Origin of the sequence: Microbacterium sp. (genome assembly GCF_041641055.1) — a bacterium.
In the GTDB taxonomy this organism is placed as follows: domain Bacteria; phylum Actinomycetota; class Actinomycetes; order Actinomycetales; family Microbacteriaceae; genus Microbacterium.
In genome coordinates, this window is record NZ_JBEPZB010000005.1 from 138,366 (window position 1) to 151,663 (window position 13,298).

Sequence of the window (13,298 nt, forward strand, 5' to 3'; positions counted from 1 at the left end):
CCTCGGATCGCCCCTGGAGGGTTGCGCTCGACGCCCGCGGTTCGATAGGCACTCGCCCCGGAGACTGAACTCACATCCGCGCGTAGCGGGCGCGAGCGAAGCAGAACAGGCCGTACAGACCGAGCCCCAGGCCGACCACCCACAGGATCACGGCGCCGAAGGGCAGTCCGGCGAGCGTCCGCAGTGCGGCATCGAGGCCGCCCGCCGTCTCGGGATCGTGAGTGAGAGCCGCGATGACGAACAGCACGCCCGCCACACCGACCGCGATGCCCTTGGCGATGTATCCCACGGTGCCGAAGGCGACGATGCCCGACCGCGCCGTTCCGCCGGGCACGGAGAGGTGCTTCATGAAGGCGCGCGTGATGCCGCGGACGATGAAGGCGACCCCGACCGCGGCGACACCCAGGCCGACGAGCACGAGCAGCACGACCCCGGCCGGCACGGCCAGGAGGCGGGCGCTGAACGACTGCGACGATTCGGATGACTGCGACTGCCCGCCCAGGGCATAGACCAGAGCGGTGGCTCCGATCGCGAGATAGGCGGCTGCCGTGCCCAAGAACTTCGCCCGGTGCGCCCACTTCTTCTTCGCGTCCTGGTCGCGTTCGACGACCGCTTCGGCGATCTGCCAGACCGCGAGCGCGAGCAGCCCCAGCACGATCAGCCAGAGCAGGAAGACCCCCGCCGGCGACTCCTGGATCTGCTGCAGGGCCCCGCCCTGATCGGCCTTCTCTCCCCCGCCACCGGTGGCGATCGAGATCGCGATGCCGCCGATCAGGAGGTGCAGGATGCCGAGCACCACGTACCCCACTCGGGCGAGGAGACGGAACGCCGTCGAGTCCTGTGCGGCTCTCGCGGTGGAGGCGGCCGAGTCACGGGTGTTCATGGATTCACGCTGCTTTCGATCGGTTCATCAGGGAAGGAGGCGGCGCGGCGCGACCGGGCCAGGCGACGCGCCCGCACCGATTCGGCGCACGCCCAGACGAGGGTGGCCACGGCCACGCCCTCGAGCAGGCCCGCGACGACGTCGCTGAGCCAGTGGGCCTGGAGGTAGGTGCGACTCCACATCATGAGGAGCACCCACGCCGCACCCGCGACCCACACGGCACGCCGCCGCAGCAGGAGGCCCAGCATGACCACGACCGTGGTGGCGACGGCGGTGTGCCCGGAGGGGAACGAGGTCGCGACGCTCTCGGCGAGCGAGTCGGCCGGACGGGTGCGACCGATCACCGCGGCCATGGTGGCCCCGATCGCGACCACCGCGACCATCGCGACAGCCAGGGTCGCCGCATCCCCTCTCCGACGTCGCCAGACGAGCACGACGATCAGGATCACGCCGATCACGATCATCCCGACCGTGCCGCCGACGACCGCAGGCACCCACGCCACCACGATCCAGACGTCGCTCGTGAGGGCGAGCATGAGGTCGTGCCACCAGACGTCGACGGCCAGCGGCTCATGCCCGCCCCACGCCACGACGGCGCGGAGGATGACGAAGGCGAGGGTCGCCGAGGCTCCCACGACGATCGCCGTGGAGCCTCGCGACGCCTCGGTCACTCCGCCATCGGGCGACGGGTCATCACGCGATGGGGTCGTTGTTGCGGATGCTGCGGCGCGTCACGCGCTCGCCGGTGGCAGGGTCCACCGCGGTGCGGTCGACGGATTCGGTCCGGCGGCTGCGCATGACCAGCACGAGGCTGATCAGGAAGACGAGGACGCCTGCGCCCATGAGGATGTAGCCGATGAGGTCGAGATCGACGTAGCCGCCGGTGTCGATGTTGAGTGCGAAGACGAGGATCGCTCCGATGACGAAGAGCGCGATTCCGCTGCCGATACCCATATGTCCATTCCTCTCCGAGACCGCGTCCGCAGTCTCGCGACGACCAGAATAGGGTCAATCCCGACTGAGTCAATGGTCGTGGACACAGTCAGCGCGGCGTGGTATGGATGGAGGCGATGACTGATCTCGCACGCCGCGCCGCGATCTTCGCCGCACTCGCCGATCAGACACGCCTGCGCATCGTCGATCTGCTCACGCTCGGCGATCTGGCATCGTCGGAGATCGGGAGCGCTCTGGACCTGCGCTCGAACCTGATCGCACACCATCTGGGCGTCCTCGAGTCCGCACGGATCATCACCCGCACCCGATCGGAGTTCGATCGCCGTCGCAGTTACATCGGGCTGCGCCCCGAGGTGTTCGAGACCCTCGCTCCGCCGAGCGTCCCCGCACCCGCGAGAGTGCTCTTCGTGTGCACGGCGAACTCGGCGCGCTCGCAGCTCGCCGAGGCGATCTGGCGGGACGCGAGCCCGATCGACGTCGCCTCCGCCGGCACCCGGCCCGCACCGGTCGTCAACGCCGAGGCCACGGCCGCCGCCGCGCGGCACGGACTCGTGATCGATCCCGACCGCCGACCGCGACACCTCGACGAGGTGCGGGCCGACGGCGACCTGGTGATCACGGTCTGCGACGACGCGCACGAACGGCTGCTCGCCGACGACGACCTGCACTGGTCGGTGCGCGACCCCGCACGGCTCGGCACGCCCGCCGCCTTCGACGCCGCCTTCGACACCCTGTCGCAGCGGATCCGCGCGCTGTCGTCCCGTCTGCTCGCCGCCTGATCGAGTGTCCCCGGTCCGTGCGACGATTCGCACGTCGACGGGAGAACGGGATGCGGGGCGAAGCGACCGTGCTGCACGCCGACCTCGACGCGTTCTACGCCTCGGTCGAGCAGCGTGATGCGCCGGCGCTCCGTGGCAGGCCGGTGATCGTCGGCGGCGGAGTGGTGCTCGCGGCGAGCTACGAGGCCAAGGCACGCGGCGTGCGCACCGCGATGGGCGGGCGTCAGGCGCTGCAGCTCTGCCCGGATGCCGTGGTCGTGCCCCCGCGGATGGAGGCGTACTCGGCGGCGAGCAGAGACGTGTTCGCGATCTTCCGCGACACGACCCCGCTCGTGGAGGGCCTGTCGATCGATGAGGCCTTCCTCGAGGTCGGTGGCCTCCGGCGCATCGTCGGCACCCCCGAAGAGGTCGCTGTGCGCCTGCGCGAGCGGGTCAGGGTCGAGGTGGGTCTCGCGATCTCCGTCGGCGTCGCGCGCACGAAGTTCCTCGCCAAGGTCGCGAGCGCCGTGAGCAAGCCCGACGGGCTCCTCGTCGTCGAGCCCGGCCGCGAAGAGGAGTTCCTGCTGCCGCTGCCCGTCGAACGACTCTGGGGCGTCGGCGCGATCACTGCGGAGAAGCTGCACCGCTACGGCATCCGCACCGTCGGACAGCTGGCCGAGTTGGAGGCGGCGACAGCCGAGCGGATGCTGGGCAGGGCGGTCGGAGCCCATCTGCATGCCCTCGCGCGCCTCCGCGATCCGCGTCCCGTCGACACGACGCGCCGCCGCGGATCGATCGGCTCGCAGCGCGCGCTCGGCACCCGGGAGCGCTCCGCCGAGGAGCTGGAGCTCATCCTCACCCAGATCGTCGACCGGCTCGCCCGCCGCCTGCGTGACGGCGGACGCGTCTGCCGGACGGTCGTGCTGCGACTGCGCTTCGGCGACTTCGCGAAGGCCACCCGCTCGCGCTCGCTCGGCTCCCCCACCGACCGCACGGCGATCCTGCTGACCGTCGCGCAGGCGCTGCTCGCCGCGGCGCAGACCGAGATCGCCGAGCGGGGGATCACCCTGATCGGCGTCTCCCTGTCGCACCTCGACCACGCCGATCGCGTGCAGCCGGAGCTGCCGATCGACTGGGGCGACGAACCGCGCCTGGACTCGGTGCTCGACACCCTGCGCGATCGGTTCGGCGCGGCATCCGTCTCCCGCGCGGCCCTGCTGGGTCGAGATCCGGGGTGGTCGAGCCCGATCCTGCCCGAGCACGAATGAGCACACCGAGCAGTTGCACAGAAGTGCACTTCTGACAAGCCCCGTGAGGGTGCGGAGAAGTGGTTCTAGCTTCTCCTCATGAAACTCGGATCCCGTCGGCCGCCGGTGCGCGACCGATACGACAGGCGTGAGGTGATCGCGGGCTACCTCTTCATCTCGCCCTGGATCCTCGGCTTCCTGATCTTCACCGCCGGAGCGATGGCATACAGCCTGTACATCTCGTTCAGCAACTACAACCTGGCGACGAACTCCGCCCGTCCGGTGGGCATCGACAACTACGCCGAGCTGTTCGAGGATCCCCGGGTCGGCCTGTCGCTGGCCAACACGCTGTTCTACGTCGTGATGGCCGTGCCGCTGGAGATCATCTTCGCCCTGATCCTCGCCCTGCTGCTGAATCGCGTCGGCCGCGGCGCGGGGATCTTCCGGGTGCTCTACTACCTGCCGAAGATGACCCCGGCCGTCGCCACCGCCGCCGTCTTCTTCCTGCTGCTCAACGGCAACTCCGGCGCGATCAACCAGTTCCTCCGCCTGTTCGGCCTCTCGGGGCCGCAGTGGCTCGTCGACCCTGCCTGGGTGAAGCCGAGCATCGTGATCATGACCCTGTGGACGGTGGCGGGGACGATGGTGATCTTCCTCGCCGCACTCAAGAACGTCCCGGTCGAGCTCTACGAGGTCGCCTCCCTCGACGGCGCCGGCCCCGTGCGGCGGTTCTTCTCGATCACCCTGCCGATGATCTCCGGCGCGATGTTCTTCAATGTCATCGTCCTGTCGATCGCCGCCTTCCAGATCTTCGACCAGGCGTACCTCCTGTTCTGGCGTGATCAGAGCAACTCCTCCCCTGAGGCGTCGCTGTTCTATGCCATCTATCTGTTCCAACAGGCGTTCCGCCAGTTCGACTTCGGCTTCGCGGCGGCCATGGCCTGGCTGCTGTTCGTGATCATCATGCTGATCACGCTCGTGCAGGTGAAGGTCGGCAACCGGCTCGTCTACTACGAGGGAGACCGCTGATGTCGACGACTCTGAACCCCATCGGCCTCACCCCTCCGCCGGAGCCGGAGCACGAGGGGTCCGTCGAGTCGGCTCCCGCCCCGACGCCGCAGAAGTCGCGGTGGCGCCGGCGGCTGTCGCAGCCGAAGACGCTGCTCGGGCGCATCGTGCTCACGATCATCCTGGTCGGGTTCGCGCTGCTCTTCCTCTACCCGTTCGTCTGGCTGATCGCGGCGAGCCTCAAGCCGCGGGGCGAGGTGTTCGACAACAGCCTGATCCCGCGGACGTTCACGCCGGAGAACTACGTCGAGGTGTGGAACCAGCTCCCGCTGCTGAGCTGGGTGTGGAACAGCGTCGCCATCGCCCTGCTCGCGGCGGGGACCGTCGCGATCTCGAGCTCGATCGTCGCGTTCGGCTTCGCCTACTTCCGCTTCCCCGGCCGACGACTGCTGTTCGGCCTCGTGCTCGCGACGATGATGCTGCCCGGCGCGGTCACGATGATCCCGATCTACCTCATCTGGAAGGAGACCGGGATGCTCGGCACGTGGGTGCCGCTGTGGGGGATGAACCTCTTCGGCTCCGCGTTCTACATCTTCCTGCAGCGGCAGTTCTTCCTCGGGCTGCCCAGGGAGCTGTTCGAGGCCGCCCGCCTGGACGGGGCCGGATACTGGGGCCTGTTCTGGCGGATCGCGATGCCGCTGTCGATCCCGTCGTTCGTGATCGTCTTCCTGTTCGAGTTCCAGGCCAGCTGGAACAACCTGCAGGCCTCGCTGATCTATCTCAACGCGGGCTCGGTCGACGACTTCACCGCACCCCTCGGCATCGCCTACGCGATGACCAAGTACAGCCCCACCGCCGGCGGCCACGGCGACTATCAGTACGTCATGGTCGCCTCCCTCATCGTCACCCTGCCGATGCTCCTCCTCTTCGCCTTCGGTCAGCGCTACTTCATCGAGGGCGTCGCGACCCAGGGCCGCAAGGGCTGAGCCCCGCATACATGGCGGGCCACGCCCGCCCCACACGAATGGAGAACGAGATGAAGACACGCATCCTGGGAGCCGTCGCAGCCGTGACGGCATCCGCCCTCCTGCTCAGCGGCTGCGGGGGTGGGAGCGGCGACGACGCCGGCGACTCGGTCGACTTCGGTGCCGAGGCGAAGGGGACCCTGAAGGCCTGGGGCTTCGAGAACGCGGATGACGTCGGCACCTCGCGCATGGACTACGCGGCCGAGCAGCTCTCCGACGTCGAGGTGGATCTCGACGCGACGGCGTTCGACGCGCAGAAGTTCACCACCCGCATCGCGAGCGGCGACGTGCCGGACGTCGTGCAGATGGATCGTCGGTACGTCACCACCTACGCCGCGCAGGATCTCATCATGCCGCTCGACGCCTGCTTCGAGGCGCACGACGTCTCGCCGCGCGATCAGTGGTACCCCTTCGTCGTCGACGACGTGACCTACGACGAGGCGACGTGGGCGGTGCCGCAGTTCTACCAGCCGCCGGCGATCCTGCTGAACAAGGCGGTGCTCGACGAGGCCGGTGTCTCGGCCGAGGAGTTCGACACCTCGAAGCCCGACGCCCTGCTCGGCGCCATCGAGAAGATCTACCAGGAGTCCGGCGGTGTGCCCACCCGACTCGGCTTCGACCCCGTCGCGACCGGTCAGGGCGGACTCTGGGTGCTCGGGATGGGCGGGCAGCTCAATGACGAGAAGGGTGCTCCGACGCTCGATGACCCGAGCAACGTGGCCGGTATCGAGATGCTCAAGCAGATCACCGATGCCCAGGGCGGATTCGCCTCGGTGAAGAGCTTCACCGACTCGTTCGACACCTTCGGCGACAACAACCAGTACGTCGCGAAGCAGGTCGGCGGGCAGGTCAACGCGCAGTGGTACCCCAACGTGCTCTCCCCCTACGTCGACCAGCTCGACCTCGAGGCGGTGCCCTTCCGCTCGTCCGACGGCGAGCCGTTCTCGGTGGCCTCCGGCACCGCATTCGTGATCCCGGTGGGGGCGAAGAACCCCGCCGCGGCCTGCGCCTGGATGGTGGAGCTCACCTCGGATGACGCCTGGAGCGCCGCCGGTGAGGCCCGCGCCCAGGTGCGCGAGGAGGACGGCGGCATCAACACCGGTCTCTTCACGGGATCGCCGGCATCCGATCAGTCGATCCGCGACGAGTGGGTCACCGAGAGCGGCAATGCCGGATTCGACCAGGTGATCTCCACCTACTACGACGTCGTCGAGTACGGGGAGTCCTTCGGGTCGTCGCCTGCGGGGCAGGAGATCCAGAACGAGCTGAACAACGCGATCACCGCGGCGCTGCTCGGCGACAAGTCGATCGAGGATGCCCTCGCCGACGCCCAGGACGCCGCGATGCGCGCCTACGAGAACGCGGTGGGCTGACGCCGGAAGGCGTAGAAGGAGGAGACATGGAGACTGACCACGCACCGCGCAGGGCGATCGTGACCGCGGGTGACTCCGGTATTGGTCGAGCCACCGCCGTGGCGCTCGCCACCGCCGGGATGGATGTCGCGCTCACCTGGCATTCCGACCGCGAAGGAGCCGAGCAGACCGCCGAGGAGGTCCGGACGCACGGCGCCCGCGCGATCGTCGCGCAGCTCGACGTCGCCGACATCCCGGCCTGCGGCGACGTCGTGGATGCCCTGGTGGCCGAGCTCGGAGGACTCGACGTCTTCGTCAACAACGCCGGGGCCGGCACCTCGACGCCGTTCCTCGACCTCCCGCTCGACGACTGGCGCCGTGTGCTCGACACCGACCTCACGGGAGCGTTCGTGTGCCTGCAGCGCGCGGCCCGCGCGATGGTGTCCGCCGGCAACGGCGGGCGCCTGATCTCGGTGACGAGCGTGCACGCGCATCAGCCGATGGTCGGCTCCAGCGCCTACGACGCGGCCAAGCACGGCCTGGACGGGCTGATGAAGAACCTGGCGCTGGAGCTCGGCGCCTTCGGCATCGGCGCCGTCAGCGTCGCCCCGGGCGAGATCGCCACCCCGATGACGGGGCAGACCGACAGCGATCCGCACGGGGAGGACCGCCCCGGCATCCCTCTCGGGCGTCCGGGAGACGCCCGAGAGGTCGCTGCGCTCATCGCGTTCCTCGCGTCGCCGCCGGCCGCCTACATCTCGGGAGCGTCGGTGGTCATCGACGGCGGGATGCTGCAGATGGGCCCGCAGGCCGGGGCGAGCATCGAGTCGCACGACTGGCGCACCGTCTGACCCTCCCCCTGCGTCGAGTCCGGGTGGCCACGGCTACTCGGACTCGACGCTGCTGACGTGGTGCGGGACCCCGACCGGCTTCGACTCGCTCGACCCGCGCTGGCGCAGGTAGATGGAGAAGGCGACCATCGCGCCCACCGCCAGGAACTCGGACTGCCAGTTCTGCAGCGTACGGTTCCAGAACTCCGCCGAGGTGACGTAGTCCAGCCAGGTCTCCGGCGGCAGCCCGTGCTGCGCGTTCTCGTCGTTGGCGACCACGTGGCCGGCCAGGGACTGCGCGAACCACGACAGCAGGAAGATGCTGCCCATCGCCAGCAGCAGCGAGTTGGAGTAGATCCACCCGCGCACACCGCGCACCTTCGCCCATCGGGGCGAGTCGTCCCTGGCGTGCTCGGCGACGAGCTGGTCCTGATCCGACCCCACTCCCTCGTCGCCGGGCTTCTTGGACTCCGGAGAGCCGCGCTGGATGAACCAGATCGTCGCGAGGATGAAGAGGAAGAACTGCAGGAACTCGGACTGCCAGTTCTCGGCCACGTCGACGAGGAAGTCCGACGACGTGACGAACTCGAGGTATGTCACGGGCGGCCGGCCGTGCTGGACCAGTTCCTCATTGTCGTAGGCCAGCCCTGCGAGCGACTGGCCGACCAGGCTGAGCGCGAAGATGGCGAGGAAGACCAGGCTGAGTCCCCCGTCTCTCAGGAAGCGACGCATGGCACTCACCTCCCCGCCAGTGGCAGGGCGATCATCACGGCGAGGCCGACGACGATGATGAGCGTCCAGGACCAGAAGGCCATCCGCATCGAGGCGCGGCCGACGGTGCGATCCGACATGATTCCTCCTCTCGGGGCGATGACGACGGTACGTGCATCGCCGGGGTACGACGTCAGTTGCTGCCGAACGCCTCGGCCGCAGGCCGCGGGGCTCGTCCGCGCGGCTGCGTCGGTCGCGGGCCCGGCGGTTCGAGCGGAGGCGTGTCGAGTGTGACCGGGTGGCCCGGTTCGAGCACGACCTCCTCGTCGAAGTGGGTGATCGTCACCGGCTCACCCGAGGCGAGTCGGTAGGTGGTCGATGTCGGCGCGATCTCGATGCGGAGGATGCAGCCGTGGATGCGCACTCCGAACTCCAGCCCCTGCACCTGCGCGGGCAGCCTCGGGCGGAAGCGGAGCCCCGCCTCGCCGTCGCGCATGCCGCCGAACCCGGCGGTGATCACGTTCCACACGCCGGCGAGCGCCGCGACGTGCAGTCCCTCCCCCGTGTTCCCGTGCAGGTCATCGAGGTCGAGCGTGGCCACCTCGGCGAGGTAGTCCAGCGCCAGGTCGAGATGGCCGACCTCGGCCGCGATGACCGCCTGCGCGGCGGCGGAGAGCGACGAGTCGCGCACCGTGAGCGCCTCGTAGTACGAGAACGCCCGCGACTTCTGCTCGGGGGTGAACGCCTCGTGCGCGAACCAGAGGGCGAGCACGATGTCGGCCTGCTTCACGACCTGCTTCCGATACAGGTCGAAGTAGGGGAAGTGGTTCTGCAGCAGGTACTGATCGGGCGAGGTGGCCTCGAAGTCCCAGATCTCGAGATCGGTGTATCCGGCGGACTGCGGGTGGACGCCCCGCTCGGCGTCGAAGGGCACGGTCATGGCCTCGGCGGCGTCATCCCAGCCCGCGATCTCGTCCGCGGTCACCGACAGCGCTGCGGCCACCTCGGAATGCCGCCGCGCTGCCGCGGCGGCGCCGCGCAGATTCAGTTGCGCCGAGAGGTTCGTGAAGGCGTTGTCGTTCGCGATCGCGGAGTACTCATCGGGGCCTGTGACTCCGTCGAGGTGGAATCCGCCCCGAGCGTCCCAGCGCCCGAGCGACATCCAGAGCCGAGCCGACTCGGTGAGGAGCTCCACGCCCGCCTCGCGCTCGAAGTCATCGTCACCGGTGGCCCTGACGTAGTGCAGCACCGCACCTGCGACGTCGGCGTTGATGTGGAAGGCCGCGGTGCTGGCCGGCCAGTAGCCCGAGGCCTCTCGGCCGTCGATCGTCCGCCACGGCAGAGCCGCGCCCCGCAGATGCAGCTGTGTCGCACGGTCGCGGGCATGATCGAGCACGGAGTGCCGCCACCGCAGCGCCTGCTCTGCCGCGTGCGGCAGTGTGGAGGTGAGCACGGGCAGCACGAACGCCTCGAAGTCCCAGAAGGTGTGCCCCTCATAGCCCGAGCCGGTGAGCCCCTTGCCCGGCACGGAGCGGAGCTCCATCCGGACCGAGGCCTGGAACACCTGGAAGAGCGCGAAGCGCACGGCCTGCTGCAATCGTCGCGGGCCGTCGATGCGCACGTCGGCGCACTCCCAGAACTCGTCGAGGCGCAATCGCTGCTCATCCGCGATCGCCTCCCACCCCCCGCGGAAGGTGTCGGAGACGGCGGTCTCTGCCCGATCGCGGAGGGTCGCCGTCGAGAGGGTGGACGACCATTCGTGTCCGACCAGCTTCACGACCTCGATCCTCTCCCCGGCCTCGAGCGCGACGTGCACCGTGGTGCGAGCGCGATCACCGGCCGGATCGACGTCGGTCTCGACCTCCGGCGTCGCCGGACCCGAATGCGTCACGTGGTGGTCCATGGACACGGCGACGGTCAGGCCGCTCTTCCTGGTGCGATGCACGAGGGTCGCCGCGGTCCCCTGTGCGGCCGAGTGCACCGTCTCCCACGGCTCCGTCAGCAGCTCCTGCACCCGCGGATCCTCGTGCGTGATCGGCAGCGGCTCATTCGCGAGCAGCTCCGAGACGATCGTGACCTCGGTCGCATCGATCGCCTCCACGACGTAGCGGACGGCGGCGACCGAGCGGTGCGCGAACGACACGATCCGCGTGGAGCGCACTCGCACGCGCGTCCCCACCGGGCTCGTCCATCCGACGTCGCGCTGCAGGGTCCCGGAGCGGAGATCCAGGCGCCGCGAGTGGGAGTCGAGGGTGCCGCGGCGCACGTCGAAGGCCTCGTCGCCGACCAGGAGGCGGATCAGCTGCCCGTTGGCGACGTTGATCACGCTCTGCCCGTGCTCGGGGTAGCCGTAGCCCTCCTCGGCGTACGGCATGGGGTGCTCCTCGAACACGCCGTTCAGGTAGCTGCCCGCGACACCCCGCGGGTCGCCCTCATCGAGGTTGCCGCGCCAGCCGACGTGCCCGTTGGAGAGTCCGAACACCGACTCCTCGTGCGCGAGGTGCTCGATGTCGAGGCCCTCGGAGCCGACACTCCACTCCTCGACGTCGAACCCGTGCTGCCCGATCTCGACCATGGACTCTCCTCCCGTCCGCGATGGGGTCGAGAGAGACGCTAGCCCGGAACGGCGGAGTGCGAGGAGCGGCTTGATTCCGCTCCGTCATCCGGCTATGCGGGTCCGAGCAGGGCGAGTCCGTGCCGGCGGACCCGCCTGACTCAGAGCTCGACCGGCGGGGCGGGCTCGGAGTCCGCCGCCTCGGGATGCCGGGCGAGGTTCACGACGGCGGCGATGAGGCCGCCCCAGATCGTGACCATCGCGATGATCATCATGACGATCGCTGTCGTGGTCATGCGCCCGTTCCCTTCTCGGCCGCGCCAGGCCCATAGGTGGAGACGATCGGGATCGCCGAGGTCTCGCTGTCCGGTTCATAGGCCTCGTCGACGAGGAACTCGTCGTACTCGGGGTCGTCCTTCGCATGCGAGCGACCGCTCCACGGCAGCGCCGACAGCAGCAGCGCGAACACCACCAGTGCGATGACCATGCCCCAGCCGAACACCCCGAGGAACCAGCTCGGATATCCGCCGTACGGCTCGGAGATCTTCGAGATCAGCTCGGTGACGAACAGATAGCCGAGCACGAGCGGCGCGAGAGCGCCGACCAGCAGCATCCAGAACCGACCCACCCGGAAGCTGGAGCGCCGGTTCAGGTGCTCGACGAGCGTAGGGAGCTTGTGCAGGAGCCAGGCGACCACGACGACGGCGACGAGCGCGACCGCCATGATGCCGAACGCGTTGACGAAGGCGTCGGCCGTATCGAGCACCGAGAGCGCGGTGGTCGTCGAGAACAGCGCCATCGAGATGATCGCGAGCGGGATCGCCACCGTGAGCGTCGTGCGGATGCGCGCCCAGCCGAGCTTGTCCTGGAGGGCGGCGACGATGACCTCGAGGATCGAGATCAGCGATGTCACCCCCGCGAAGACCAGGGCGCCGAAGAAGAGCACGCCGATGATGGATCCGCCGGCGGCCTGGGACACGATCGTCGGGAAGGCGATGAACGCGAGCCCGATGCCGGAGGAGGCCACGCCCGCGACCTCCGTGCCCTGGGCCTGAGCCATGAAGCCGAGGGCGGCGAAGACGCCGATGCCGGCGAGGATCTCGAAGCCCGAGTTCGCGAACGCCACGACCAGTCCGGAGCCGGTCAGGTCGGTCTTGCGCTTCAGGTACGAGGAGTAGGTGACCATGATGCCGAAGGCGACCGAGAGCGAGAAGAAGATGTGCCCGTACGCCGAGGCCCAGACCGCGGGGTCGGCGAGCGCCTCCCAGTTCGGCGTGAAGAAGGCGTTGAGGCCGTCCATCGCGCCGGGGAGGAAGAGCGACTGCACGACGAGGATCGCGAACATCACCGTCAGCAGCGGCATCAGGATCATGTTCGCGCGGCCGATGCCGCGCTTCACACCCAGCGCCATGATCACGATCACGATCAGCCAGACGGCCACGAGCGGGAGGCCGACCTGCGGCACGAACTCCGTCGAGACGCCGACCTGCGCGACATCCGCCGAGCGCAGGAAGTCGATGAAGAAGAAGTCGTTCTCGTTGCCCGGACCCCACGTCAGCTGCGCGGAGAACCAGGTGTACATCGCAGCCCACGCGATGATGACGGCGTAGTAGACGGCGATGACGACGCAGATGAGCACCTGCCACCAGCCGAGCGGCTCGGCCCGGCGGTGCAGACGCCGGAAGGCGAGCGGCGCCGAGCCGCGGAAGCGGTGGCCGATCGAGTAGTCGAAGAAGAGGAGCGGGATGCCGGCGGTCAGCAGCGCGCAGAGGTACGGGATGAGGAACGCTCCGCCACCGCCCTCGTACGCGACATAGGGGAATCGCCAGATGTTGCCGAGCCCGACGGCCGAGCCGATCGCCGAGAGGATGAAGACGTTGCGGGATCCGAACGCTTCGCGCTTCGGGGACTGCGTCGTTGCGGTGGCCATGCGCACGAGGTTACCGGAATCACGGTCGTCCGACCTCGTGGTTCTG

At 69.0% G+C, this 13,298-nt stretch carries 13 protein-coding genes; 6 read left to right on the plus strand and 7 right to left on the minus strand.

The window, feature by feature from the left end:
* Window positions 1–70: 70 nt before the first annotated feature.
* From ACESK8_RS05130 to ACESK8_RS05140, 3 genes are read right to left on the minus strand one after another with little or no spacing between them, the layout of a single operon-like run.
* A complete protein-coding gene (locus ACESK8_RS05130) occupies window positions 71–883 on the minus strand; it encodes a DUF1206 domain-containing protein (protein ID WP_372967578.1) in 813 nt (270 codons plus the stop codon).
* The gene (locus ACESK8_RS05135) at window positions 880–1,554 is read right to left on the minus strand and encodes a phosphatase PAP2 family protein (protein ID WP_372967579.1); all 675 of its coding nucleotides are present in this window, start codon (window positions 1,552–1,554) and stop codon (window positions 880–882) included. The genes ACESK8_RS05130 and ACESK8_RS05135 overlap by 4 nt, the downstream gene beginning before the upstream one ends.
* A gap of 22 nt (window positions 1,555–1,576) precedes the next feature.
* On the minus strand, window positions 1,577–1,837 hold the full coding sequence (locus ACESK8_RS05140) for a DUF6458 family protein (protein WP_060926944.1): 261 nt from the start codon (window positions 1,835–1,837) through the stop codon (window positions 1,577–1,579).
* A gap of 116 nt (window positions 1,838–1,953) precedes the next feature.
* Between ACESK8_RS05140 and ACESK8_RS05145 the strand changes: the two genes are divergently transcribed.
* The 6 genes from ACESK8_RS05145 to ACESK8_RS05170 all read left to right on the plus strand — a co-directional run bounded on the left by ACESK8_RS05145 (window position 1,954) and on the right by ACESK8_RS05170 (window position 8,078).
* A complete protein-coding gene (locus tag ACESK8_RS05145; RefSeq protein WP_372967580.1) occupies window positions 1,954–2,616 on the plus strand; it encodes an ArsR family transcriptional regulator in 663 nt (220 codons plus the stop codon).
* A gap of 50 nt (window positions 2,617–2,666) precedes the next feature.
* Window positions 2,667–3,863 (plus strand): DNA polymerase IV, encoded by a 1,197-nt coding sequence (dinB, locus tag ACESK8_RS05150; RefSeq protein WP_372967581.1) that lies wholly within the window; start codon window positions 2,667–2,669, stop codon window positions 3,861–3,863.
* Window positions 3,864–3,941: 78 nt separating this feature from the next.
* On the plus strand, window positions 3,942–4,871 hold the full coding sequence (locus ACESK8_RS05155; RefSeq protein WP_372967582.1) for a carbohydrate ABC transporter permease: 930 nt from the start codon (window positions 3,942–3,944) through the stop codon (window positions 4,869–4,871).
* Window positions 4,871–5,836: a carbohydrate ABC transporter permease gene (locus ACESK8_RS05160; RefSeq protein ID WP_372967583.1), complete on the plus strand. Its 966-nt coding sequence runs from the start codon at window positions 4,871–4,873 to the stop codon at window positions 5,834–5,836. The genes ACESK8_RS05155 and ACESK8_RS05160 overlap by 1 nt, the downstream gene beginning before the upstream one ends.
* 50 nt (window positions 5,837–5,886) lie before the next feature.
* The gene (locus tag ACESK8_RS05165; RefSeq protein WP_372967584.1) at window positions 5,887–7,248 is read left to right on the plus strand and encodes an ABC transporter substrate-binding protein; all 1,362 of its coding nucleotides are present in this window, start codon (window positions 5,887–5,889) and stop codon (window positions 7,246–7,248) included.
* 26 nt (window positions 7,249–7,274) lie between these two features.
* Window positions 7,275–8,078, plus strand: a complete 804-nt coding sequence (locus tag ACESK8_RS05170; RefSeq protein WP_372967585.1) for an SDR family oxidoreductase — start codon at window positions 7,275–7,277, stop codon at window positions 8,076–8,078.
* A 33-nt stretch (window positions 8,079–8,111) separates the two neighbouring features.
* Here ACESK8_RS05170 and ACESK8_RS05175 read toward each other — a convergent pair whose 3' ends face one another.
* From ACESK8_RS05175 to ACESK8_RS05190, 4 genes are all read right to left on the minus strand, one after another.
* A complete protein-coding gene (locus ACESK8_RS05175) occupies window positions 8,112–8,789 on the minus strand; it encodes a DUF6766 family protein (RefSeq protein ID WP_372967586.1) in 678 nt (225 codons plus the stop codon).
* Between the two features lie 172 nt (window positions 8,790–8,961).
* Entirely contained in the window at window positions 8,962–11,343 is a 2,382-nt protein-coding gene (locus ACESK8_RS05180; protein ID WP_372967587.1) for a glycoside hydrolase family 65 protein, read from the minus strand.
* Window positions 11,344–11,483: 140 nt separating this feature from the next.
* Window positions 11,484–11,618, minus strand: coding sequence for a methionine/alanine import family NSS transporter small subunit (locus ACESK8_RS05185; RefSeq protein ID WP_082297825.1), 135 nt, complete (start codon window positions 11,616–11,618; stop codon window positions 11,484–11,486).
* The gene (locus tag ACESK8_RS05190) at window positions 11,615–13,252 is read right to left on the minus strand and encodes a sodium-dependent transporter (protein ID WP_372967588.1); all 1,638 of its coding nucleotides are present in this window, start codon (window positions 13,250–13,252) and stop codon (window positions 11,615–11,617) included. Before ACESK8_RS05190 ends, ACESK8_RS05185 begins: the two co-directional genes overlap by 4 nt.
* Window positions 13,253–13,298: the final 46 nt, after the last annotated feature.

What these genes read in the sequence shown, in the direction of transcription:
- ACESK8_RS05165 (WP_372967584.1), top strand. Translation starts at nt 5,887, where the DNA reads ATGAAGACACGCATCCTGGGAGCCGTCGCAGCCGTGACGGCATCCGCC.
- ACESK8_RS05175 (WP_372967586.1), bottom strand. Translation starts at nt 8,789, where the DNA reads ATGCGTCGCTTCCTGAGAGACGGGGGACTCAGCCTGGTCTTCCTCGCC.
- ACESK8_RS05170 (WP_372967585.1), top strand. Translation starts at nt 7,275, where the DNA reads ATGGAGACTGACCACGCACCGCGCAGGGCGATCGTGACCGCGGGTGAC.
- ACESK8_RS05155 (WP_372967582.1), top strand. Translation starts at nt 3,942, where the DNA reads ATGAAACTCGGATCCCGTCGGCCGCCGGTGCGCGACCGATACGACAGG.
- ACESK8_RS05185 (WP_082297825.1), bottom strand. Translation starts at nt 11,618, where the DNA reads ATGACCACGACAGCGATCGTCATGATGATCATCGCGATGGTCACGATC.
- ACESK8_RS05180 (WP_372967587.1), bottom strand. Translation starts at nt 11,343, where the DNA reads ATGGTCGAGATCGGGCAGCACGGGTTCGACGTCGAGGAGTGGAGTGTC.
- ACESK8_RS05140 (WP_060926944.1), bottom strand. Translation starts at nt 1,837, where the DNA reads ATGGGTATCGGCAGCGGAATCGCGCTCTTCGTCATCGGAGCGATCCTC.
- ACESK8_RS05160 (WP_372967583.1), top strand. Translation starts at nt 4,871, where the DNA reads ATGTCGACGACTCTGAACCCCATCGGCCTCACCCCTCCGCCGGAGCCG.
- ACESK8_RS05145 (WP_372967580.1), top strand. Translation starts at nt 1,954, where the DNA reads ATGACTGATCTCGCACGCCGCGCCGCGATCTTCGCCGCACTCGCCGAT.
- ACESK8_RS05190 (WP_372967588.1), bottom strand. Translation starts at nt 13,252, where the DNA reads ATGGCCACCGCAACGACGCAGTCCCCGAAGCGCGAAGCGTTCGGATCC.
- dinB (WP_372967581.1), top strand. Translation starts at nt 2,667, where the DNA reads ATGCGGGGCGAAGCGACCGTGCTGCACGCCGACCTCGACGCGTTCTAC.
- ACESK8_RS05130 (WP_372967578.1), bottom strand. Translation starts at nt 883, where the DNA reads ATGAACACCCGTGACTCGGCCGCCTCCACCGCGAGAGCCGCACAGGAC.